The 23,571-nt window shown below is 47.5% G+C and carries 22 protein-coding genes; 12 read left to right on the forward strand and 10 right to left on the reverse strand.

The annotated features are described in order from the left end of the window. Window positions 1-22 precede the first annotated feature (22 nt). The 6 genes from MUK70_RS06090 to MUK70_RS06115 all read right to left on the reverse strand — a co-directional run bounded on the left by MUK70_RS06090 (window position 23) and on the right by MUK70_RS06115 (window position 3,593). Window positions 23-394: a hypothetical protein gene (locus MUK70_RS06090; protein WP_234604569.1), complete on the reverse strand. Its 372-nt coding sequence runs from the start codon at window positions 392-394 to the stop codon at window positions 23-25. A 153-nt stretch (window positions 395-547) separates the two neighbouring features. After that, entirely contained in the window at window positions 548-1,612 is a 1,065-nt protein-coding gene (locus MUK70_RS06095) for an NAD(P)H-dependent flavin oxidoreductase (RefSeq protein WP_234658161.1), read from the reverse strand. 31 nt (window positions 1,613-1,643) lie between these two features. Then, complete coding sequence (locus tag MUK70_RS06100) at window positions 1,644-2,390, reverse strand: SDR family NAD(P)-dependent oxidoreductase (RefSeq protein WP_234604574.1); 747 nt, start codon at window positions 2,388-2,390, stop codon at window positions 1,644-1,646. A gap of 12 nt (window positions 2,391-2,402) precedes the next feature. After that, on the reverse strand, window positions 2,403-2,630 hold the full coding sequence (locus MUK70_RS06105) for a tautomerase family protein (RefSeq protein WP_234604576.1): 228 nt from the start codon (window positions 2,628-2,630) through the stop codon (window positions 2,403-2,405). A 101-nt stretch (window positions 2,631-2,731) separates the two neighbouring features. Continuing rightward, the gene (locus tag MUK70_RS06110) at window positions 2,732-3,310 is read right to left on the reverse strand and encodes a Crp/Fnr family transcriptional regulator (RefSeq protein WP_234658160.1); all 579 of its coding nucleotides are present in this window, start codon (window positions 3,308-3,310) and stop codon (window positions 2,732-2,734) included. Between the two features lie 25 nt (window positions 3,311-3,335). Next, on the reverse strand, window positions 3,336-3,593 hold the full coding sequence (locus tag MUK70_RS06115) for a 2Fe-2S iron-sulfur cluster-binding protein (RefSeq protein WP_234658159.1): 258 nt from the start codon (window positions 3,591-3,593) through the stop codon (window positions 3,336-3,338). Window positions 3,594-3,669: 76 nt separating this feature from the next. Between MUK70_RS06115 and MUK70_RS06120 the strand changes: the two genes are divergently transcribed. Further along, a complete protein-coding gene (locus MUK70_RS06120) occupies window positions 3,670-4,842 on the forward strand; it encodes a cytochrome-c peroxidase (protein WP_234658158.1) in 1,173 nt (390 codons plus the stop codon). Between the two features lie 55 nt (window positions 4,843-4,897). Then, window positions 4,898-5,779 (forward strand): sugar phosphate isomerase/epimerase family protein, encoded by an 882-nt coding sequence (locus MUK70_RS06125; protein ID WP_234658150.1) that lies wholly within the window; start codon window positions 4,898-4,900, stop codon window positions 5,777-5,779. Window positions 5,780-5,812: 33 nt separating this feature from the next. On the opposite strand, the gene MUK70_RS06130 is transcribed toward MUK70_RS06125, so the two are convergent. Further along, the gene (locus tag MUK70_RS06130) at window positions 5,813-7,120 is read right to left on the reverse strand and encodes a LamG domain-containing protein (protein WP_234658149.1); all 1,308 of its coding nucleotides are present in this window, start codon (window positions 7,118-7,120) and stop codon (window positions 5,813-5,815) included. Window positions 7,121-7,665: 545 nt separating this feature from the next. Here MUK70_RS06130 and katG point away from each other — a divergent pair. Then, window positions 7,666-9,939 (forward strand): catalase/peroxidase HPI, encoded by a 2,274-nt coding sequence (gene katG / locus MUK70_RS06135; protein WP_275975552.1) that lies wholly within the window; start codon window positions 7,666-7,668, stop codon window positions 9,937-9,939. Between the two features lie 58 nt (window positions 9,940-9,997). Here the strand turns inward: katG and MUK70_RS06140 are convergent, their stop codons facing one another. Continuing rightward, the gene (locus MUK70_RS06140) at window positions 9,998-12,064 is read right to left on the reverse strand and encodes a sensor histidine kinase (RefSeq protein ID WP_234658148.1); all 2,067 of its coding nucleotides are present in this window, start codon (window positions 12,062-12,064) and stop codon (window positions 9,998-10,000) included. A gap of 118 nt (window positions 12,065-12,182) precedes the next feature. On the opposite strand from MUK70_RS06140, the gene MUK70_RS06145 reads away from it, so the two are divergent. The 5 genes from MUK70_RS06145 (at window position 12,183) to MUK70_RS06165 (ending at window position 14,733) form a co-directional block, all read left to right on the forward strand. Next, complete coding sequence (locus MUK70_RS06145; RefSeq protein WP_234658147.1) at window positions 12,183-12,506, forward strand: ArsR/SmtB family transcription factor; 324 nt, start codon at window positions 12,183-12,185, stop codon at window positions 12,504-12,506. After that, window positions 12,506-12,988 (forward strand): SRPBCC domain-containing protein, encoded by a 483-nt coding sequence (locus MUK70_RS06150; RefSeq protein WP_234658146.1) that lies wholly within the window; start codon window positions 12,506-12,508, stop codon window positions 12,986-12,988. The genes MUK70_RS06145 and MUK70_RS06150 overlap by 1 nt, the downstream gene beginning before the upstream one ends. Window positions 12,989-12,995: 7 nt before the next feature. Beyond that, window positions 12,996-13,376 carry a DoxX family protein gene (locus MUK70_RS06155; protein WP_234658317.1) on the forward strand — a complete coding sequence of 127 codons (381 nt, stop codon included), beginning with the start codon at window positions 12,996-12,998 and terminating at the stop codon, window positions 13,374-13,376. A 104-nt stretch (window positions 13,377-13,480) separates the two neighbouring features. After that, complete coding sequence (locus MUK70_RS06160; RefSeq protein WP_234658145.1) at window positions 13,481-14,047, forward strand: DUF4256 domain-containing protein; 567 nt, start codon at window positions 13,481-13,483, stop codon at window positions 14,045-14,047. A gap of 17 nt (window positions 14,048-14,064) precedes the next feature. Continuing rightward, window positions 14,065-14,733 (forward strand): DNA alkylation repair protein, encoded by a 669-nt coding sequence (locus MUK70_RS06165; RefSeq protein ID WP_234658144.1) that lies wholly within the window; start codon window positions 14,065-14,067, stop codon window positions 14,731-14,733. A 28-nt stretch (window positions 14,734-14,761) separates the two neighbouring features. Here the strand turns inward: MUK70_RS06165 and MUK70_RS06170 are convergent, their stop codons facing one another. Next, a complete protein-coding gene (locus MUK70_RS06170; RefSeq protein ID WP_234658142.1) occupies window positions 14,762-15,652 on the reverse strand; it encodes a DMT family transporter in 891 nt (296 codons plus the stop codon). A gap of 107 nt (window positions 15,653-15,759) precedes the next feature. On the opposite strand from MUK70_RS06170, the gene MUK70_RS06175 reads away from it, so the two are divergent. Then, entirely contained in the window at window positions 15,760-17,172 is a 1,413-nt protein-coding gene (locus MUK70_RS06175; protein ID WP_234658141.1) for an aminotransferase-like domain-containing protein, read from the forward strand. A 59-nt stretch (window positions 17,173-17,231) separates the two neighbouring features. On the opposite strand, the gene MUK70_RS06180 is transcribed toward MUK70_RS06175, so the two are convergent. Further along, window positions 17,232-20,012 carry a vWA domain-containing protein gene (locus MUK70_RS06180; protein WP_234658140.1) on the reverse strand — a complete coding sequence of 927 codons (2,781 nt, stop codon included), beginning with the start codon at window positions 20,010-20,012 and terminating at the stop codon, window positions 17,232-17,234. A 158-nt stretch (window positions 20,013-20,170) separates the two neighbouring features. Between MUK70_RS06180 and MUK70_RS06185 the strand changes: the two genes are divergently transcribed. The 3 genes from MUK70_RS06185 (at window position 20,171) to MUK70_RS06195 (ending at window position 23,473) form a co-directional block, all read left to right on the forward strand. Further along, a complete protein-coding gene (locus MUK70_RS06185) occupies window positions 20,171-21,178 on the forward strand; it encodes an aldo/keto reductase (protein WP_234658139.1) in 1,008 nt (335 codons plus the stop codon). Window positions 21,179-21,180: 2 nt separating this feature from the next. Beyond that, the gene (locus MUK70_RS06190) at window positions 21,181-22,092 is read left to right on the forward strand and encodes a helix-turn-helix domain-containing protein (protein WP_234658138.1); all 912 of its coding nucleotides are present in this window, start codon (window positions 21,181-21,183) and stop codon (window positions 22,090-22,092) included. Window positions 22,093-22,234: 142 nt separating this feature from the next. Then, window positions 22,235-23,473 carry a GDSL-type esterase/lipase family protein gene (locus MUK70_RS06195; protein ID WP_234658137.1) on the forward strand — a complete coding sequence of 413 codons (1,239 nt, stop codon included), beginning with the start codon at window positions 22,235-22,237 and terminating at the stop codon, window positions 23,471-23,473. Window positions 23,474-23,571: the final 98 nt, after the last annotated feature.

The following is a 23,571-nucleotide window of genomic DNA, read 5'->3' on the forward strand; positions in this document are numbered from 1 at the left end:
TTTTTCAAATATTTTTAGTCAATCAATTTTTTGCTTCCTTAACGGCTGTAATTGGAAATTCGCCATCCTGAGAAACGATCGTTCCTTTTAAAGAATCGCCTTCCTGGTTGAGCGTAACATTCAAAACGCCGCCCTGGAAATCGAGCTTGAATGTAATTTTTCCCTGGTCAACCGCCAGTTCCTTCATTTCCATCCTTTCGGTCGAGCCGAGAGAACCCGACCATTTATCGTCTTTTTGTTCAAAAACCATCGTGCCGGTTTCATATTCAGGCGGAACATTGGAGACAGTGTATTTCCAGGTTCCCGCCAGGTCACCAGCCTTAAAAAAGTTGCCCGCCTGCGCTGAAAACATGGTAATGGCGAAAATTACCAGGAAAAGATACTTCATTTTCATTTTTGAATGGATTAAGTTGTTTTACATGACTAAATGCGAGGTTACCGCACTGCGTAAAATTAGAAAATCCAACCAGATTCCTTTTCTTTCCAATGTTATATTTTTAAACAAAATACTCCTCAGTAAAAACCGTGAACACGGCCTGTGCGCCTGCTAATCCGCAAATGCCTCATTGATCAGCGATTGCATTAATTCTGCCGCTTTGCCCGCTTTCAAATTCACTGCATTCTGCCCCGACCAGAAAATGCCGAGATCCGTCCGGCCCTGTGCCTGCGCCGCCTCTCGCAGGGGCCCCATGAAGCGCGACTGCAACGGAAATGGCAACACTTCGGTTTCGTAACTCACTTCCTCTGTTATCCGGTTGCGAATTATCCGGCCCATTCTGCCCGTAAGCGATTTGGAGAGCACCGTGTATCGCGCTTCGTCCGACAAAAGCATGGCCCGGTGCGTGGGCGTAGCATTGGATTCTTCGGTTACCAAAAACGCGGTTCCGAGCTGGGCAGCATCGGCACCCAGGCTGAGCGCGGCTTTAATGCCCTTGCCGTCCTTGATGCCGCCTGCCGCTATAACTGGTGTTTTAATCTTCGCCTTCAAATGTTGAACAAGTGAAAATGTGCCTGTTAGCGACTGGTGCGCAGGTTTCAGAAAGGAAGGCCTATGCCCGCCAGCTTCAAATCCCGACGCGACAATGGCATCGACTCCCGCTTGTTCCAGTGCCAGACCCTCGTCCAGTGTGGTGGCTGCGCCAACAGTTTTAATACCAAGTCTGCGTGCTTCGTCGAGTATTTCCTTGGGTGGTATGCCAAATATGAAGCTGAAAACCGCAGGCCGGGCCTCAAACACAGCTTCCACTTGTTTCAGAAATTTAGAAGGAATGTTCGGGTCTAAATCAGGAAGCGGGATACTTAGCGAATCAAAATATGGTTTGAAAAGCTGTTTCAATTTGTCGAGCTTTTCGGCAGAATAATCTTTGAGGCTGTCGTCCACATCCGAAACCCACAGATTGATGTTGTAAGGTTGGTTTGTCTTCGACTTGATTTCCTTGTCCACAGCCAGAATCTGCTCCGGCGTAAGCGTATAGGCTCCGAAGCTCCCCAAACCGCCAGCATTAGAAACAGCAGCCAGAAGCTCAGCATTAGAGAAACCGCCGCCCATCGGGCCTTGCAGGATCGGATATCTGATCCCCAGGAGTGCTGTTATTTTAGTTTGATTTTCCATGTTTTCAGACCTTCCCATTTTCAGTTGCTTACTATACCAAATGATGCCCGGCCACGTGGCCGCCATCGAGATTGATGATTTCCCCCGTTACAAAATTGCTTTCCGCCAGGTAAAGGGCCAACTCAGCCACATCGTTTGTTTCACCGATGCGATTCACCAAATGAAGTCCTGCAAGGCTATCCGCATCGCTGATGCCGTTTTTTGCTTGTAACGGACTTCTGATAATCCCCGGTGCTATGCCATTTACACGAATATTATGTTTGCCAAATTCCGTGGCAAGCTGCCTGGTCAATGCATGGATCCCTGCTTTGCTTACAACGGGCGCAGTGGCAGGAAATCCGCCGATGGCATGATCCACCAGCACAGTTCCAATGTTAATAATAGAGCCTTCACCCTGCTTTAACATTTGCGCAATCGCGGCCTGACTCGTAAAGAAAGTGCCTTTCAGGTTAATGTCCAGAAAACGGTCCAGATATTTTGCATCCACCTCCATGAAGGGCTTCGCCTCGAAAATTCCGGCATTATTAATCAGCACATCCACTGCCCCAAATCGGCTCAGTGCAGTTTCAACGAGCAGTTGAGCCGTTTCTGGCTTACTAATGTCTCCTGTAACCTTGGCCAGCCGGTCGTGATTGCCGAGTTCGTGATACGTTGCGTCCAGATTTACTTCGTTTGCGGCGTTGATCACAACAAAATGCCCACGTTCCAAAAACAATGTAGCAATGGCTTTGCCTATGCCGGTAGATGCACCGGTTACGATAATGGTTTGCTTTTTCATGATTTATAAAATTTAGTTGTTTTTACTTTTTGTAGCTGTAATTCCTTTTTCACGGAGGACTGAAACCTGTTCGCCGGCATGGCCCCAGTCGTCCAGGTCAATCTCCTGGATCACCACGAAAGTGAGGTTAGGATCTTTGTCCAAAACATCGGAAAGCAGATTTGTAACCCCGGAGATCAGGGCTTGTTTTTGTTCGCGGGTGACGCCTTCGCGGGTCAGCTCAATTTTTACGTATGGCATGGTTTTGCTTGTTTGTGTTATCAATCATTAATCTTTTGATGACACAAAGTAAGCCTGCCCGGATGAGCACATTACGTGACCTAGATCACATAATGCAAGCGCTATCTGTGGTTGTTGTAAAGACGGCTGAGCGTCTCGCGTGAAACGCCGAGATAGGAGGCAATAAGGTGTTTGGGGACGAGGTTGTAAAGCTGCGGATACAAGGCCAGCAGTTCTTCATAGCGGGCTTTGGTATCATTATTCATAAAAGAAAGCAGCCGCTTTTGTGATGCTACATAACCTCTGTTTGTGCGCCAGCGGAAGAAGTGCTCTATCTGATGTATTTCCTTGCAAAGCCTTTCACGGTCACTGTCCGCCAGGCAAAGGACTTCGGCATCCGTAATGCAATCGACTGTGATGGTGGCATTTGTACGATTGTACATGGCGGCGTAGTCGGAAGTCCACCACGTGGGCATTGCAAACTGGAGAATGTAGGTTTTGATATCGTCATTTACAAAAAAGGCTTTCAGGCAACCGGAAATCACAAAATATTCATGCTCAACCGGTTTTCCGACCTGGATTACTGTTCCTCCTTTTTTATAGGATTGAGGTTTGAAATGCGAAAAAAAATAGTCGAACTGCTGGTCGGTTAAACTTGCTGCCTGGGCGATATGCTGCCTCAAAATTTCCTTCGCTTCCATGGATTATGTTTTGCAAACGCCGAATTTAGAAACGGGCTTCCTGAATTACAATGATCGTATCAGAAAGATCGGCATTAACCGGAACGCCACAGGAAAGAGCAGGTTCGCCGTCAATTTCCACAAGGCAGGTCCCGCAGCCGCCCATTCCGCTGCAAAGACCGAAACCGGAAATGGGCAAATGATCTGAAATCAGTGTCATTAACGATATATACTGACCCTTGTCCACGCGCACCGCATATTCCTTTCCATCCAAAACGAGAATAAAATCAATCGTGTCGCTCATAAATTGCGCTTGTTGCAGATCTGGCTTAAATTTAAATTCAAAAATATTTTATATAATTAAATTGCGTTTTTAAAGCATGCATTCTTTTTTACTCATCATCGGACTGGCTATAATCTGCACTTCCTGCGGCAGAGAGCGCGAGCCTTTGAAAAACAAGAAGAAAAACAATGCAGAAACGATCCAGGCATTGGGTGCGCTGCCCAAATACGTTACAGATCCGCCCGGAAACAAATCAACTCCGGAAAAAGTACGGCTTGGAAGACTGCTGTTCTTTGACCCGATCCTGTCCGGAAATAAGGATGTATCCTGCGCAACTTGTCATCAGCCCGAATTCAATTATGCCGAGTTTTTGGAAACGTCCATCGGCGTCAATGGTCGGGGAACGGGCAGCAAGCGGCAATTTCTGGATCAGAATGACATTCCATTTGTAAAAAGAAATTCGCAAAGCATTCTTAATACTGCCTTCAACGGCATCAAAAACGGTGAAAGTTATCACGCGGAATCTGCGCCGATGTTCTGGGACCTGCGGGCCAAAGGCCTGGAAGAGCAAGCGCTGGTCCCGGTGCGGACACTGGAAGAAATGCGCGGCCATTCTTATCCGGAAGACAAGGTGATCGATGAGATTGTGGCGCGGGTCAGGAAAATTCCGGCTTATGAAAGTTTGTTCCGGGAGGCATTTGCGGGCGACAAAAATCCGGTCAATGTCACCAATATGTCCAAAGCCATTGCTTCCTACGAGCGCACACTCATTGCCAACAATTCACGGTTCGACCAGTATATGCGCGGGGACAGCAGTGCGCTGACGACAGGGGAGAAGGAGGGGTTAAACCTTTTCCTGAAGACGGGTTGTGCCAAATGTCATTCCGGCCCTATGTTGTCTGACTATAGGCTTCATACATTGGGTGTGCCGGACTCCCAAAACCGCAAAGAGACCGACCCGGGCGCTAATAATGATTATGCCTTTCGCACGCCCTCGCTGCGTAACCTGCGTTATACAGGCCCTTATATGCATAGCGGGAAGTTTGCCACGCTCGAACAAGTGTTGCAGTTTTATGAAGACATTGCAGGAGGCAAAATTCCAAATCCCAATGTTAAACCGGCTCAGATTGACACATTAGCCACCAGTATGGACGTCAATTTTAAGGACATTTCCAGGATCGTAGAGTTTTTGAATGCATTAAATGACGATGATTTTGATAAATCGGTTCCGGAAAGTGTGCCCAGCGGATTACCGGTTATCGAGCTATGAGGTAGATCTGGCTTGCCACTTTCTTTTCCCTCTTGTCAAACTAAAATCAGATCCCATGAAACAAATGGACAGAAAGACATTTTTGAGAGAATTATCGCTGCTCGCAGGCGCGTCGATCGTTTACGGCCACGCGGGCGCGGCGGGTCCGTCCGCGAACAAGGCGAATTTCAAGCTCGGATTTGTAACTTATCTGTGGGGAAAGGACTGGGACCTGCCCACGTTGATCAAAAACTGCTCGGATACAAAAATAAACGGTGTTGAACTACGCGTGGAGCACGCGCATAAGGTTATGCCGGAACTGACTAAGGCCGAGCGTATAGAAGTAAAAAAGAGATTTGCCGATAGTCCCGTGGAGCTGATAGGCCTCGGTACAAACCAGCAATACGATTATCCCGATCAGGCGAAGTTAAAAGCATCCATCGAGCGCACCAAAGAGTTTATCCGGTTAAGCGCCGACGTAGGCGGTTCGGGTGTCAAAGTGAAACCCAATGCCCTTCATGCGGACGTTCCCGTTGAAAAAACATTGACGCAAATCGGAGCAGCATTGGGTGAACTGGCTTCCTATGCAAAAGATTTCGGCCAGCAGATCAGGCTGGAAGTGCATGGAGAGAAGACGCAGGAACTGCCTAACATTAAGCAGATTATGGAAGTTGCCAACCATCCGAACGCCAGGATCTGCTGGAACTGTAACAAGGAAGACCTGATAGGAGAAGGATTCCAGCATAATTTTGATCTGGTCAAAAAATGGTTCGGCGACACAATCCACGTACGCGAACTGGACCGCACCGATTATCCCTACAAAGCTTTGCTGAGCAATCTGGGTAAAATGAATTACGAAGGTTGGGTCCTTCTGGAATGCCATACCAATCCGGAGGACAAGATCAAGTCGATGATGGAGCAGCGGGCTGTTTTTGATCGGATGATTAAGGAGGTCTGAGGTTGCCTAGCGCTTCTGCCCCTGGGCCATTGGTCAGGGGGCCATGTCTATTCGTCGCCCGCCCGCATCCTTGAACCACGTTCCCTTTACTTCCCCAACTCCGTTAAACCGATATTGCAATCCAACAATGCCAGTCGCAGCATTGGGAAATGTGAATTCCAGGGCTTTTTTATTATTGACAAAAACCTGCATTTTCTTATCCCTGCAAACGACCCGTAATGTGGTCCATTCGCTCAGATTTGCTCCGAAGCCCGACAGGTCGGCGAACTTAGCATCGAACATTTTGCCGGCTGCGTACATTTTTAGCTCTCCTATACAAGCCGGGTTGCCGAGTGGAAGGAAAATGATGTCGTCTTTGCATTGGATGAGCACTTCCACGGGCTGGCAAGTGTTTCCGCCTTCCTTGTAATCGTTTCGCAATGTTGTTTCAAACTCAAAATTGTCGTTTCTCAAGTCGCCCATATCACGCTGGTTGAAAAGACGAATTCGCGGCGCGACCGGTTTTAGATTAAAGTTGTTGGCTTTGAGTAAATCTTCGCTAATCGCAATGCGGTCGGGCTTGGTAATGTCCTTTTTTGCGAAATAAAAGGGTTTTTCATCCATTTCTACCAGACCCAGCCAGCCATCGGAGGTGATCTGGACAACGTGCCTTTTCACAACTTCGCCGTCTACGATGAGCCGCGTATTAAAGTAGCCCGGGTAATAATAAATAGCCGAATGCTTTGACTGGTGCTTGGGAACCAATGTTTTACGGGAAATGTCCCAGGTTTGTACAATGTAAACCGAATCGGTTTTCGCCTGGGATGCATTATAAGTGAAAACAACCGAGTTCGGCACACCCTCCGAATACACTTTATCGGCTTTAAATGAAAAGTGCGCCGGGTCAACCCGCCCGGAGCCAAGGACATTTTGAAATACAAAATAACTCGCAACGGCTATCAAAAACACTAATCCGAACGTCCAGGGAAGCGGCAGTCGGCGTTTGTGTTTGGGTTTTGTTATTTCAATGTGCTGTATTTCAGGGGGTAAGTTCTCCGCTGGTGCATGATTGCTAATGTCTGGTTTGTCATTGTTCTGGATAAAATTCCGCCAGTCGTCGAATCCTGCAAACTGGGCCAGCGTGTTGAGTGTAGCCGTGTTGGGCGCATGATCATATTTGATTCGTCCCCAAACCCTTTTTAATGTAGTCGTGCTGAGCCGGACCTTCGTTTTTTCAAAGATCGCCTCACTCAATTTTTCAAAATCGTAGTTAGACCAATCCTTGCTGTCACCCCAGGCCAGCATTCCTTCTATCTCTTTCAGACAGGCTTTGATAAGATCCGTTTCAGACGTATTTGACATGGCTCATTGAATTACATCAACACAAGGCGCTTATCAGGCAAATCTATTGAACCCGGCCAGTTGTTTTACAATATTATGATATCTTATGGCGTAAACGGCCCTCATGATTGTCTCCTTTACACAGTACGATTGTACTTGGCAGTTCTTAGTTTTGATGCATATCAAGACCATGAAAAATCATTGCGTGCTCTGCCTGATGTTGTTATGCCTGCGTCTCTTGTTGCGCCTTCTCAGAGTGATCCGGTCATTGAGGCCGGTGCTGCTCCTGCTGCGGTCCAAATCCATGGCGGAAAAGTAATGGCCGGTTCATCACAAAGAGCTGCGCTGACGTATAGACACGAGCATAGAATGACGATTGGGTTTATGTATAGTCCTTCGGCAAACCATCGTACTCGCAGTAATCAGCAATGATTTAGTTAAGGAATAGATTTTAACTATTAAAATATAGAATTAATCGATTGTGATTATCCTTTTCAAAGTCATAACTTGCTAATCTGCAAAGAATCGATCGCAGACATTGTTTGTAAAATCATGAACTTTTGAAAATGGAAAAAGACTCAAATGACATCGGCAAATGCCCTTATCTCAATGGCACCATGAGCCATAATGTGGGCGGTGGCGGCACCAGGAACCGCGATTGGTGGCCCAACCAGTTAAAGCTTAGCATTCTGCGCCAGCATTCGTCTAAGACGAACCCGCTGGAACCGGACTTTAATTATGCCGAAGCATTTAAAAGTCTGGATTTGCAAGCCGTAAAAGCTGATCTGCATGCGCTCATGACCGATTCACAGGATTGGTGGCCAGCTGATTTTGGACATTATGGCCCACTTTTCATTCGTATGGCGTGGCATAGCGCAGGAACTTACCGGGTATTTGACGGTCGCGGAGGCGGTGGCTCAGGGCAGCAGCGTTTTGCGCCGCTGAATAGCTGGCCGGACAATGTGAGTCTTGATAAGGCCCGGCGCTTGCTTTGGCCAATCAAACAAAAATACGGACAAAAACTTTCCTGGGCTGATTTGATGATCCTTACGGGAAATGTGGCGCTGGAATCGATGGGCTTTAAGACATTTGGTTTTGCCGGCGGACGTGCAGATGTTTGGGAGCCGGACGAAGACGTTTACTGGGGAGCGGAAACGACCTGGCTTGGCAATGACCGGCGTTATGCAAAAGGTGTAGCGGGTGTTACAGGCCCTGGTGTAGTTTCATCGGATGAAGATCCGGGAGAGGGCATTCATTCGCGCACGCTCGAAAAACCTCTTGGCGCGGCTCATATGGGGCTTATTTATGTAAACCCGGAAGGTCCGGACGGAAACCCTGACCCGGTTGCCGCTGCAAAAGATATACGCGATACATTCGGCCGCATGGCCATGAACGATGAAGAAACCGTTGCCCTGATCGCTGGCGGACATAGTTTTGGTAAAACGCACGGTGCCGCGCCTTCGGACCATGTTGGTAATGAGCCAGAGGGCGCAGACGTTGAATCGCAGGGTTTGGGATGGAGCAACAGTTTTGGTTCGGGACGTGGTCCGGATACGATCACGAGCGGATTGGAAGTGATCTGGACTACAACGCCCACACAATGGAGCAACAATTTCTTCGAGAACCTTTTTGGTTTTGAGTGGGAACTGACCAAAAGCCCTGGCGGAGCGCATCAGTGGGTTGCCAGAAATGCGGACAATATTATCCCGGATGCATACGACAGCACAAAAAAGCATGCCCCGACGATGTTAACGACGGATCTGGCATTAAGGCTTGATCCTGCGTATGAAAAAATATCAAGGCATTTCCTGGAAAACCCGGATGCTTTTGCCGACGCATTTGCCCGCGCTTGGTTTAAACTGACACACCGTGACATGGGTCCCCGTTCGCGTTACCTGGGCCCGGAAGTGCCTGAGGAAGTGCTGATCTGGCAAGATCCTGTCCCGGCTGTCGATCATGCGTTGATTGACGAAGGTGATATTTCTGCATTGAAATCAAACATTCTGGCGTCTGGTTTGAGTGTTTCGGAACTTGTCTCGGCCGCATGGGCTTCGGCTTCGACATTCCGTGGTTCGGATAAGCGCGGCGGCGCAAATGGTGCACGCGTTCGTCTGGCTCCTCAGAGAGACTGGAAAGTAAACAATCCTGCGCAGCTGCAAAAAGTGCTAAGCACGCTGGAAAGCATTCAAAGTGAGTTTAACAGCACACAATCGTTTGGCAAGAAAGTTTCATTGGCCGACCTGATCGTCCTCGCCGGTTGCGCTGCCATCGAGAAGGCAGCAAGCGATGCCGGACATTCGGTCAGCGTTCCGTTTACACCCGGGCGTACAGACGCTTCCGCGGCGCAGACTGACATTGAATCAGTAAGTTACCTTGAACCTGCTGCTGACGGCTTCCGGAATTACCGGGGCAACACTTACGCTGTTTCTACTGAGGAATTATTGATCGATAAAGCACAATTGCTGACGCTGACTGCACCGGAACTAACCGTTTTGGTAGGCGGAATGCGTGCATTGAGCACAAACTTCGATGGATCCAAAAATGGTGTTTTCACGACACGTCCCGGTCAGCTTAGCAATGATTTCTTTGTTAACTTGCTGGATATGAATACGTCCTGGAAAGCTATGGGTGAAGATAAAGAGCTTTACCTGGGCAGCGACCGTACATCAGGGCAGCCTAAATGGACTGCCACACGCGCTGATCTCGTTTTTGGCTCAAACTCAGAATTGCGCGTCATTGCGGAGGTTTACGCGAGTGCGGACGCGCAAGGCAAATTCGTGAAAGATTTTGTCGCAGCATGGACGAAAGTCATGAATCTTGACAGATTTGATCTGGCTTGATCAGGTAATATTATAGTTTGATAAAAGGGGCGTCTCACATCAGGGGCGCCCCTTTGTTCTACACGGGCAACTCTACAAAAAACGTCGTCCCGGCGTCATTGACCGATTCAAACCAGATCCTTCCGCCGTGGGATTCCACAATCTGTTTGCAGATGGAAAGGCCTATTCCATAGGACTGCTCCCCAGCGGTTCCCGATCTTTTCGCATTGTTTAAAGGAAGAAAGATCTGATCTTTTAAATTCTCAGGAATTCCAATCCCATTGTCTTCGATGGACAGCAAAACCGTGTCGTTTTGTCGTTGCAGGTTGATCCGGACCGAGCCGCCGGGCTGTGAAAATTTGATAGCATTGCTTAATAAATTACAGAAAACCCGCCATATTTTTTCCCTGTCAACGGGCACTGTAACAGACTCGTAGCGATATTGAAGCTTCTGCTGCTTCTCACTTGCTTTGTGGCTGAGCATATCAATGCATGATTGCACAATCTCTTGCAACGAGACGTCATTTTTAACAATGCGCTCGCGGTCCGACGTTGATTCCAGTATCTGACTGATCAGCGTATTCGCCTTCCCGGCGGAGAGCTGAATGCCGGATATAAGCTCGCCTTGTTCTTCCGAAGGGGTTTCATCCCAAAAAAGCATGTGGGACGCCGAAATGATGGCGGCAAGCGGATTGCGCAGATCGTGCGCGACGATCTTTAAAACGTGCTCATTCTCTATTTCTGCCTGTTCCAAAGCATTCACTGTATCCTGTAACACAATGTTACTCTGCGTAATCACCTTATTCAGCGCCGTAACAGCCTTTAAATTGATCATACTTTTTCGTGCGTTTCGCCAGATCAGATAGGCAATGATGCTCAGGGCGATCAGCAACAAAATGGCAGATTTTAACAACAAGCTTTCCCGGGCATCTTTTTCGGCGACCAGTTCCCGCTCGCGTTCGAGCTGAATCTGCTGCAACAGCTGGCCTACGTCGCTTTTGTTCGCTGCATTTTTCCTCAATTTTTCTATGCGGTCAGCTTCCAGGCTGGAAATCAGTAACTTGCCAGCCTCCTCAAACTTGCCCTGCCCGAACAAGATGTTCGCCTGCATTTTCTGGTAGGAAGCAACATGCGCAGTATTTTTTGATGCAGCAGCCATTTTTTTTAATATCAAGAGCTGTTCCCATGCTTTGGTAAATTGCCTGGTATCAATGTATATATTGGCCAAAATCTGCCGCGATTCCTGCTCCACTTCGTAAGACCATTCAATATCCGGGTCGTGCTGAAGGCAACGTGCGATCAGTTTCTCTGCCATCTTTGTATCACCTTTTAATGCATAGGCTTCCGCCTGATTTCGTAAAATGACAATCCGGGCAAATTTGATAAAGTTCTTTTCGCGTGGAAAGTCGGCGGCATGTTTATCAATAAATTCCTTCGCTTCCCGAAAGTAACGTAGCGCAATGTCAGGCTCATTGCGTAATAGATGAGCGATGCCGATGTTTCTCAAGCTGCCTTGCATCTCAATAAATTCAAGTTGGAAGTTGCCCGATTGAGTACAATGCGACAGTTCTTTAAGCTCATGTTTCCAGTATTCGATCGCCTGATGATAATTTTCTTCCTGAAACGAAATGTTGGCAATCCTGCTGCTGTATCGCGCGCATTCACAAATTTCGCCCATGCCGGTCAGGAAGGATTTGCCATGATAATAATTACGGTAGGCCTGGTAATATTGTTTTTGTTTAAAAAAGTCATCACCCTTCAGGAGCAGCGCTTTTGAATATTCGATAGGATATTTTTTCCGGATCTGAACGGTAGGAAATAATTGCAACAGGCTATCCGTGTACATCAGCGCCTGCCCACTCAATGTCGAATCCCGGTGAGCGAGGACTTTCATGAACTTGTAATAGCGCATTTTATCACCCAGGCCAACCTCTTCAAGTGTAGCCATAAGCGAATCGAATGTTTGAACAGACCTTTTAATGCCCATTTTTCTCGATTCCCGGTCCAACTTGTCAATCCACGTATCCATCTGCTTTTCGTGATCCGCATTAGTGGATTTTTCGCATGCCGGGATAACCATCAGCAGCATAAACCACAGTAGCATCGGGTTGTGTGTATGTGTTGACTTGTAGAAGTAATTCTTCATTAGTAGAATATGTTTGAAGCGATTGGATGCTACCAACAAAGCAAGCTTTAAAAAAATTTACTGAAAAATTTGCGTAGTTAAATGACTACACGTATATTCGTAGCCAAATAACTACGCAATGAATTTAAGACGAGACGTATTTCAGGCCATAGCGGACCCGACGAGGAGGGCGATACTTTTGCTGGTTGCCACACAGACCATGACAGCGGGCGCAATAGCCGCGAACTTTGACACGGCACGCCCGACTGTTTCAAAACATTTGTCGATACTCACCGAATGTGAGTTGCTGGAACAACACCAGCACGGCAGGGAGGTTTACTATCAGATCAATGCGAAGAAAATGAAAGAGGTGGCCGATTTTATAGAACCCTTCCGCAATATGTGGGACGACAGGTTCAACAAGCTCGAAGCGATCATGAAAAACTACAAACCCGAAAAATAATGGAGCGCAAAACCAAAGTGCATGCCGAAGAAGGCAAACAGGAAATCGTCATTACGAGAGAGTTTGATCTGCCACTCGATTTACTTTTTAAGGCCTATATGGAGCCTGAGATCGTAGCCCAATGGATGGGGACAAATGTGCTGAAACTCGAAAACAGGAAACACGGAGCCTATGAGTTCGAAACGTCAGACCCGCAGGGAAATGTGGTGGTTCGGATCAATGGCGTATATCCGGAATTTATACCCGGGCAGCGGATCACGCGGACGTTTGAAATGGAAAGCATTTTCGCTTCGCCAGTCACCTTCGCGGTACAGCTGGAATTCCTTGAATTTGAAGAGCTTACCATGAATACCAGTAAACTCACTATGCAGATTGTTTATAAAACGGTGGAACTCAGGGATCAAATGTTGAAAATGCCTTTTGCCCAGGGCATTAACATGGCGCATAACAGATTGCAGGAAATTGTAAACAATTTAAAATAACCGGATGATGACAAAGCGAAACAAAATCATTTACTGGGTTGCAACCCTCTGGCTTTCATTGGGAATGGTGTCCAGCGGCGCAGTGCAGCTGATCAAACTGAAGGAAGAAGTGGATATGATGACGCATTTGGGCTATCCGCTCTATTTCCTGACCATTATCGGCGTCTGGAAAATGCTGGGGGTGATTGCTATACTGGTCCCCAAATTTCCCCTGGTTAAGGAATGGGCATATGCCGGTTTTTTCATTGCCATGTCAGGAGCCGTTTTTTCGCACATTGCTGCCGGCGACGGCGCGAAAGAATTTTTCGGGCCCGTATTATTGATCGTCCTGACAATCGTGTCGTGGTATTTCAGGCCGGAGTCGCGCAGATTGCGCAGTGAAGCGTAAAACGCTGCCGCGCGAAAATTAGAATATAGCCATTTCCTACTTTAACATTCGTGTAAATCCGTGTATTCGTGGCTTCTTGTGACGATACACCCATCCAATCCAATATGAAAAACAACAACAAACAGCTGTCACAGGACCAGACAAATGAGCTTCTGAACACATTGAAGGCCCGTTTTGAAAAAAACCAGGATCGTCACAAGGGTCTGGAGTGGAGTAAGATACAGGCCAGACTGGAAGCAGATCCGGAAAAGCTATGGGTGCTGGACGAAATGGAAGTAACGGGCGGCGAACCGGATGTGGTGGCTTATGATAAAGAATCAGATGCGTATATCTTTTTTGATTGCTCCCCGGAAACGCCGAAGGACCGCAGAAGCCTTTGTTATGATCGGGCAGCCTGGGAATCCCGGAAGGCCAACAGACCCGAGGGAACGGCGATGGACAAGGCGGCCGAAATGGGCATTGAACTTTTGACGGAAGAGGAATATCAGGAATTGCAGACACTTGGGAAATTTGATTTGAAAACGTCCAGCTGGCTGAAAACGAGTGCGGATGTAAGAAAGCTGGGTGGCGCAATATTCGGTGACCGCCGTTTCGACAGGGTTTTTATTTATCACAACGGAGCGGATTCTTACTATGCCGCCAGAGGCTTCCGCGGCTCACTCAGGGTTTAATTTACAAAAAACACAACATGATGACGCTCAAAGAGACACTAGATCAGCTCGAATCACTCGGGACGGAAAAGATGCGGGAGTTCAATACGAAACGTGGTGCGGGCGAGCATCAGTTCGGTATAAAACTGGGAGATATCCGGACTGTGGCAAACAAAATCAAAGCCGATCATGAGCTGGCCTTAGCGCTATGGGATACGGGAAATATCGAGGCCCGGCTTCTGGCTACATTGATTATCAATTCCAAAAAACTATCAGCAGAAGAGCTCGACAAGATGGTTAGATCCGAGAGATACACGCAAGTCGCGGATTGGCTTTATTCCAACGTCATCAAAGATCACCCGCTGGCTGAATCGCTGCGGACCGGGTGGGTGAACTCCGATGATACAATGGCAGCCAGGGCAGGATGGAGCCTCACAAGCGGCTGCGTGGCACGTAACCCGGACGCACTCGACCTGCCCGCAACCCTCGACCGCATCGAAGCGGAAATGCCAGGCGCGGCCCCGGAAGTGCAATGGACCATGAATTCAACGCTCGCGAATATTGGAATAAAATTTCCCGAACACCGCGAACGTGCAATCGCAATAGGCGAGCGGCTCGGCGTTTTTAAAGATTATCCCGTTTCCAAAGGCTGTACTTCACCATTCGCCCCCATCTGGATCAGGGAAATTGTCCGAAGACAAGGTTGACGTGTTCGGAAAGTCTGATTTCAGCGCATTATTTTGCAAACTTTCTTGATCCTGCAACGCAAAGTATGACGCCTGCGGTGATAGCTAGCATGCCCGCGTTCACGGGTTCGTGAAGCAATGTCGCTGCCAATGCCAGTCCAAAGAACGGCTGCAGCAATTGGAGCTGTCCTACCGCAGCAATGCCCCCCTGCGCAAGCCCGCGATACCAGAATACAAAGCCGATCAGCATGCTGAACAGCGAAACATATGCAAGCCCGATCCACGCGGGTGTGCCGATTGTGGAAAGTGACGCCGGCATCAGAAAGATTAGCGCAGGCGTCATAAATGGCAGCGAAATCACCAAGGCCCAACAAATCACCTGCCATCCACCCAGCGTTTTGGAAAGCTTTGCACCTTCAGCATAGCCAAGTCCACACAGAATAATGGCTAATAACATCAGCAGATCGCCAACGGGCGCTGCGGAGATCCCTTGTGCAAAGGCGTAGCCTGTAACCAGCAGGCTTCCCAGGACCGAAAATAGCCAAAAAGCCGGACGCGGGCGCTCGCTGCCGCGAATGACGCCGAATATTGCCGTTGCAAGCGGCAGCATACCCACAAAAACAATTGAATGTGCCGAAGAAACATACTGCAGCGCCAGCGCAGACAAGAGCGGGTAGCCGACTACGACGCCGAGCGAAACGATAGCCAGCGGAATAATTTGTGATTTGGAAGGTCGCTTTTCGCGGAAGACCAGCAGCATGGAAAGGCCCAGCAGGCCGGCAATCATTGCGCGCGCCACGGTTAGAAACACAGGATCGAAATCCAGAATGGCCACTTTTGTTGCCGGGAGCGAGCCGCTAAATATCAGTACGCCCAGGAAACCGTTGATCCAGCCGCTGGAAATGCTTTCTTTTGAATTGTAGAGAATTAGTTTGTTCATGCTGTCTTTATGCCGGTCGCTTTCTATTTTAAGCAAAATTACAACCGCTATATTTGTGGATACAGTAACAATTTTGTGTATTTTAATGGGCACAGTTACATTTGCACATGAACAGAGATTTTCTTTATAACGAAATAGCCAATGCAATTGCCGGCCAGATCACGACCGGCGTTCTGAAAAAGGGGGACAAATTGCCTTCCGTAAGGACGCTGTGCAGGGAACACAACATTAGCATGAACACTGCGAAGCGCGTTTTCCTGGAACTGGAAGCAAAATCTCTGGTTGATTCAAAACCACAGTCCGGCTACTTCGTAAGCTGGGGACCACATACGAAGCTGCGTCTCCCTGAGGTGAGCCAGCCATCATTGGTTGCCAGTCACCAGGAGCCGGACGAGCTCATCAATAAGGTGTATGCCAACATGGGAAGCGCAGATTTCACTCTTTTTTCCATTGGCGTTCCTTCCACCGACTTGCTTCCACTGGCAAAATTAAGAAAGGAGATAATTACGGCGACGCGTGAGCTGAAAGGCGGCGGAATGGCTTATGAGTCATTGCAGGGTAATTTGAAACTGCGAAGAATGATTGCCATCCGATCTCTGGGCTGGGGAGGAAATTTGCATGAAAATGATCTGATAACCACTAGTGGCGCTATGAATGCGCTGGCTTTTTGTCTGATGGCACTGGGCAAGCAGGGTGACACCGTAGCCATGGAAAGCCCGTGCTTTCCCGGCACGCTGCAACTGGCTATCAGTCTGGGATTTAAGGTGCTGGAACTGCCCACACACCCTGTGACAGGTTTGGAAATTGAAGCACTGAAGGAAGCAATTCCAAAAATCGATCTTTGTCTTTTGGTGCCGAATTTCAATACGCCACTGGGAAGCTGTATGCCGGAGGCAAACAAGAAAGAAATAGTTGCGCTACTCTCCAAACACCAGATCCCGCTCATTGAGGATGACATTTACGGCGATCTTTACTTCGGTACGCAACGCCCCAAATGCTGCAAATCATTCGATAAGGAGGGAAATGTGCTTTGGTGCGGTTCCGTGTCGAAAACCCTGGCTCCCGGTTATCGGGTAGGGTGGGTGGCGCCGGGAAAATACAAGGAAAAACTGTTGAAACTAAAATTGGTACATTCCATTTCCTCTCCAGCGATTGCCCAGGAAGCCGTCGCCAATTTCCTGAACTCGGGTAAATACGAGAGCCATCTCAGGCAACTTCGGCGCACATTGCATGATAATACCCAAAAGTACATCCACGCCATAGCACGGCATTTTCCAGAGGAAACAAAGACGAGCCGACCACAAGGCGGGCTCTCGATTTGGGTGGAATTGGATAAACGAACCGACACCGCTAAACTTTATGACCTGGCTATCAAACAGCAGATCAGCATTGCTCCCGGACGCATGTTCACCCTTCAGAACCAATTCGAAAATTGTATGAGACTCTGCGTTGGCCTGCCGTGGTCCGGGGAAATCGAAGCCCGGCTTAAACAGTTGGGGGATTTGGCGAAGATGATTTAGAAAATAAAATTGTTTCCGGGTGGGCGGTCAATTTAATCCGGGGGATTATCAATTGTAATTTAATCGGCTGCCAGCTTCTTGCCTTGTGCTTCCAAAATGAGCTGCAAATCGGCATTTTCTTCGGATACATGGACATAAGTGCCCTTCCCGATCTTACTTAACTTTTTGAGCTTTTGGCCTATGTGTGGATTTCTGCCAAATGTGAAAATGCTCAGGTAAAGGTCCTGACGTGCATTCTGACCAATCATTTGCATCACTTCATCACTGACCGGAAATTCTCCGTCTGTGGCCAGAATGATCCGGTTGTTCCCGCCGCGGATGTATTGTTTGTTAGCCGTTTTATAGGCAAGACGGATGCCCTCATTGCCATCCGTATCCCCATCCGATTGCAGCAAATCGATCATGCGGGCGATCTCGGCAGACTTGGATCCTGATGTCGGTTTCAAAACAACGCGTGCTTTGCCGGAGTATAAAACAATTGATATTTGATCTTCTGGCCGCAATAGTGTCAACATTGATTTGATGGAACGTTTCAGGAGCGGCATTTTGTAAGGGGAGTTCATGGAGGACGACACATCCAGCAAAAGCACCATATTATTAGCCGCAAATCCGTCCAATGAACGGGTAACCTGCTGATTTGCCGCGTTTCTATCTACAAAAACCGTGTCAACACGGATACGTTCCACATAAACCGTGTCGGTTTTTGACTGCAAAACCTGCGTGGCAAGGGGAACTGCCGGATTTTCGGTCAGGGCAGCGGCAGTTTTAGATTTTTCTAAGGCGGTTATTTCCGGATCAGGTTCCTTAACGGCGTCTTTCCGGACGGGTTCCGGCTGCGGTGATTTGGCAGGATTTGCGGTTTTTGATTCACCGGATTTTGCGAAAACAAACAGGTCAGGCTGGTTAACGACTTTGAGCAAACTTCCTTTTGCCAATTCTACAAACTTGTTGTATTGATAAACGAGCTCATTGTTATAGAAATAGTAAAAAGACTCAAATGGATGGCGCGGGGAACCTGGCGAAAGGTTTTTCACCTTCTTCGTCAGGTCAGCAAACCTGGCCGAATTTCCCGCCAGATCTTCATAAGGAGAGTAAGGGCAAAGGCCGTTGCTGCGGCCGTATCGTTGTAATCCTTTCAAATTCTGATACTCGTCGGCAATCAATTCCTGTGCATCGCCTTCGATTTTTGCGATCGCCGGAATTTCAGGGCTTTCGCGTCTCAATAATGCTTTCACGCCAAAAAGTACATCCCGGTTGTCGTCCATTGCGCTCTGTAATGCCTTGCCGGCAATGATCCAGGAGCTTTTCGAGTCCGTTGGCGGAAAAGTTTCGTAAATGCGGCGAACGTCATTGTAAAGCTGTTCTTTCTTTTTGTCAAATGTGTCAAAAAGTGTCAGATAACGATCCAGAATGGCGTCCGACCGTTGCAATTGGTCTTTGAGATAGCGCTTGTCATTGGTATAAGCAATGAGCTCGATGCTCAGGTTATCCATTTCTTTCAGCACATTCATCAGCACTTCGGTTTGCCTGTTAACGGATGCCCGATATGGCTCCGGAACGGCTGCGCTGGCAGTCATAAGGAGTGCATATGCCGATGACGGAATTTTAAATTTTTCATGTGAATATTCCAGGCTAGCGCGCGAACTGCTTCGGACCGGATCTCGGTAATATTCAGCGGAAGACTGATAATTGCGGAGTGTCGATTGCAACGAATGCATTTGCCGCAGTGATTCATTTACAAATTCAATGTAATCGTTCAATGTCCGAAGCAACGCAGGAGAAGCGGGGGCGCTCGCCCTTTTTGTGTCAAAAGACAATAGCGGTTTGTCTTCAAACGGAACCGTTCCCGCCGCGTTTTTATCTGCCTTCAAAGTCTTCTCTTTCGCAAACACCGGACTAAATGCCGGATAATAAAGCAACCTGCGTTTGGTTTGACTGTAATTGACAAAAGAGTTCTGAAATGCCAGCAGATCCTGATTAAACTGGTTCATTAGCAGCACATAATATTCATTTCCATGCACAGCCGACTGTTTTGCTTCGAATGTGTAATCGTCTATGGCCCTGCCTTTTAATGATTGCATCGAGCTTAGAGCCGATTTGAAAGAACTTAACATATCGTCAGCCGGATATTCGAGTCTGGCCTTGGTGTTATCAATGGTTGCGAGAAATTTTTCGTCGGCCAGCATGCTTCGCCGAACGGTTTCAACCGGCCAGTCAGCCCGGGTTTCTTCATTTAAATAATAAGGCAATGAATCGAGTAACGCGCGCTGGCTGACGATCACGTGCTCCATCGCTTTTTCTGTAAGTAAATATGGATCAGCGGCGGAATAGGGTTGATGCTTTCGGTAAACCTGCTGCACTTGCTCGTAGAATGCATCTTTTTCATGGCTGAAACGGTCGAACATTCCCTGAATTTTGGATACATATTCTTCTGATTGTTTCAGGTCATCTTTTTGATATGCTTTCAGGCGCACATGCGTTTCCAATTGCTTGCAAACGACATCAATGTCATTCAGCGTTTCCCAGATCGCCCTTGCATTTTTGTTCAGACGGTCCATTTCGGCAGCCGGTAAGCCATTTACAGTCATTGCTTTTTTGAAATAATATTCTTCCAATGGCCCGGAAGACGGTAACCTGAGGTCAGAAACCGGCTTTTTCCTGTATCGACTTACTGCCTCCTGATAACTCGCCAGCATTTTGAAACGCGCGATCAGCACTTCGGATGATTTGTCCAAAAACGTCACATAATGGTTCAGCGACTGCGTGGGAGCTTCCGTTTGCGCCAGGATTGCGGTGCATTTCAGAAGGAAAAGGAGCAGGGAAACATAACAGAATTTCATGCTGTATAATGTATGCGGTGTATAGATTCACGATGCACGAATGTCGGAAAATTCATGTAAAAATTTCGTCCCGGCTTTTGGATACAACCTTCCCTGATTTGGATACACCCACATTTTTAGTATACGGTAGTTTTGTCATGTACTAAAAACACAAAAAGATGAGCATTAGAAAAGTTAATTTAGGAAACCAGGGCTTGACAGTGCCCAATATAGGACTGGGTTGCATGGGCATGACGCAGATTGCAGGTGCAGATATTTACGGAAAAGCAGACGAGGGCGAGGCGATCAGGAGCATCCACCGTTCCTTGGAACTGGGTGGCAATTTTCTGGATACAGCCGACCTTTACGGCCCGTTATTAAACGAACGGCTTATTGCAAAAGCCATTGATGGCAACCGTGACCGTTACATTATCGCCACAAAATTTGGTTTTGAAATTGATGATAATGAGCAGCTTACCTGGAAATTCAATGGCAATCCGGATTATGTCAGAAAAGCTGTGGAGCGGTCTTTGAAAAATTTGGGAACGGATTACATTGATCTGTATTATCTGCATCGCCTGGATCCCGAAGTGCCCATTGAAGACACGGTAGGCTCTATGGCAGCGCTTGTAAAAGAAGGAAAAGTGGGTTATCTTGGACTTTCGGAAGTTTCTTCCCAAACGCTTCGAAAAGCCCACGCGACGCATCCGATCACAGCATTGCAGACAGAATATTCTTTGTTTGAAAGGACCGTGGAAGAGGCAGGGGTTTTGGATACATTACAGGAATTGGGCATTGGGTTTGTTGCTTACTCCCCGCTGGGACGAGGATTTATTTCCGGTGAAAGGATCAAAAGCCCGGATGATTTTCCCGCCGATGATTTCAGGCGTTCCATCCCGCGTTTCCAGGGCGAGCAGTTTTACAAAAACCTCGAACTTGCCGATGCAATCGAAAATCTGGCTTCGGAAAAGGGAGTGACCGCCTCGCAGCTTGCCATTGCATGGATCATTGCAAAAGGACATCTTCCGATCCCGGGAACGAAGCGGGTAAAATACATTGAGGAGAACATTGCAGCCGCAAACATTGTATTAAATGAAACAGAAGTAGCCAGTCTGGAAAGCATTGTGCCGCTGGGCATTACAGGCGCGCGATACGACGAAGCGGGCATGGGCTGGATTGATGAATAAATATGAAAAAGCAAAGGGGTAATCCGCTGGTAATCAGTTCTATTGGTGAAATGCACCGCATGTATGGAATCCAGGAGATAGAGCATCCGATGGTGAGCGTTGTGCGGTTCGATGAGATTTACAATTCGCCCATCGACCTCAGCGACGGCTGTGTGCTCGATTTCTACATGATCGCCGTCAAGAGGGATTTTCAGGGCAAAGTCCGCTATGGGCAGAGTTATTATGATTTTGACGAGGGTGTTTTGTCTTTCATTTCTCCCGGCCAATTGTGCTGGGAGGAGCGAAACGACAGGCCTTGCTCGGGATTTATGCTGATGTTCCATGCGGACTTTCTGCTGGGTTATCCGCTCGCGAAGGAGATTAAGAATTACAAATACTTCTCTTATGCCGTTAATGAGGCACTTTATTTATCCAAAAAAGAAGAGAATGTGATTTACAACATTCTGGAAAACATTGAGCAGGAATACAAAGCGAACATTGATAATTTCAGTCAGCGTGTCATTATTTCGCAAATAGAAGTACTGCTTAACTATGCCGATCGCTTCTATCACAGGCAGTTTATCACCCGCAAAGCTGCACATAACGACGTGCTTGTCAAGCTTGAAGAACTGCTGGATGATCATTTCAGCAACAATGCAAATTTAGCATTGCCAACGGTTAAAGATGTTGCATTAAAATTGAATGTTTCGCCCGATTACCTGAGCGACATGTTGCGCACCTACACAGGTCTGAACACCCAGCAGCATATTCATAATAAGCTCATCGAGAAAGCAAAAGGCATTTTGAGCACAACAAATCTGTCAATTGCCGAGATTGCCTATCAGCTGGGGTTTGAGCATCCCCAATCTTTCAACAAGATCTTCAAACGCAAAACGGCACTTTCCCCGCTGGAATTCAGGCAGTCATTTAACTGATTCTCAATTCAATGCCCGTGCAGCCTGACCCTAACCGGTCTGAGACATGCTGTGCGGGCATTTATTTATGTTATTGAACGGTTAATTTCTCTCTGCATTCTCCTTTATAGATTATGCAATTATAATCCTAAACCCATCATGCATGAGAAAGACCCGAATAGCCGCTGTATTTGGCTATATTTTATTCTTATTCAGCACATTACCAACCCCTTCTGTTTCAGCTCAAACAAATTCCGCCGAAGCCTTCACATTGAAAGACGGCGACCGCGTTGTATTTCTGGGCAATTCCATTTTTGAGAATGATTTCCAATATGGTTATCTGGAACTTGCCCTCACCACCCGTTTTGCGGATAAAGGCGTGACTTTCAGGAACCTGGGTTGGACGGGCGATAATGTATGGGGTGAGGCAAGAAGCACTTACACCAACCCGCCGACGCCTTATGAGCATTTGATGGAAGATATTACCAAAACGCAGCCAACGGTTGTTTTTCTGGGTTATGGCGGCGTAGAAGCGCAGGACGGACAAGCTGGCTTGCCGCATTTTAAAGAAGGTTTAAACAAACTTCTAGATAAAATCGATGAACTGGGCGCAAAAGCCATTTTGCTGTCCACCATCCCCGTCGTTTCCAGCGACACTGCACAGCGCATTGCCCAGCGCAATGCGGATCTTGAATTGTATTCCAAAGCCATTTCGGAAGTTGCAACGCAGCGCAAAAAACAGTTTATCGACATTTATAATCCTATTTTAAGCGTCAGCAAAAAGGATTCGATTATAGAAAATACGGTGCATTTGAACGAGCTGGGTTATTATTACCTGGCAACGACGCTTGAAAAAGCATTGGGCCTGAATGCAGCAAAAGCAACAACGGGCATCACGATCACTAACAACATAGCCGAAGTTTCCAATGGTCGCTCCCTAACCCCTGATAAAGAGGGTGTCTTGGCCAAATTTGCAGTCGATAATAAATATCTGCCATTGCCTTCACCGAAATCTGCTGGCTGGATTACCGACAATGCGCATGTTGTAAAGATATCCGGTCTTAAAAAGGGTTATTACACATTGGTTTCAGAAAACAACCAGGTGGCGTCGGCTTCTGCGAAGGATTGGGAAAAAGGCGTTGAAATAAAACAAGGCCCGCAATTTGCGCAAGTTGCTGAAATCCGTAATATGATATTGAAAAAGAATGAGTTACACTTCTTTCAATATCGTCCTTTAAACCAAACTTACATCATTGGCTTCCGCAGATACGAGCAAGGCCGTCACGTAAAGGGTCTCGAAGAACAAAACATCCTGATCAAATGGCTCGAAGGCCAGATCATCCTCAACAGCGAGCCGAAGGAAGTGGTTTATGAGTTGAGAGTAACGGGCGATAAACTGTAGGCTGTATGCTATAAGCTGTATGCTGTTAGTGATAGGCTTTACTCATTCCTATAAAAAATAATGCTATCTATAAATCATCGCTTAAAGCCTAGAGCCTA

This window comes from Dyadobacter chenwenxiniae, from assembly GCF_022869785.1.
GTDB classification, from domain to species: Bacteria; Bacteroidota; Bacteroidia; order Cytophagales; family Spirosomataceae; genus Dyadobacter; species Dyadobacter chenwenxiniae.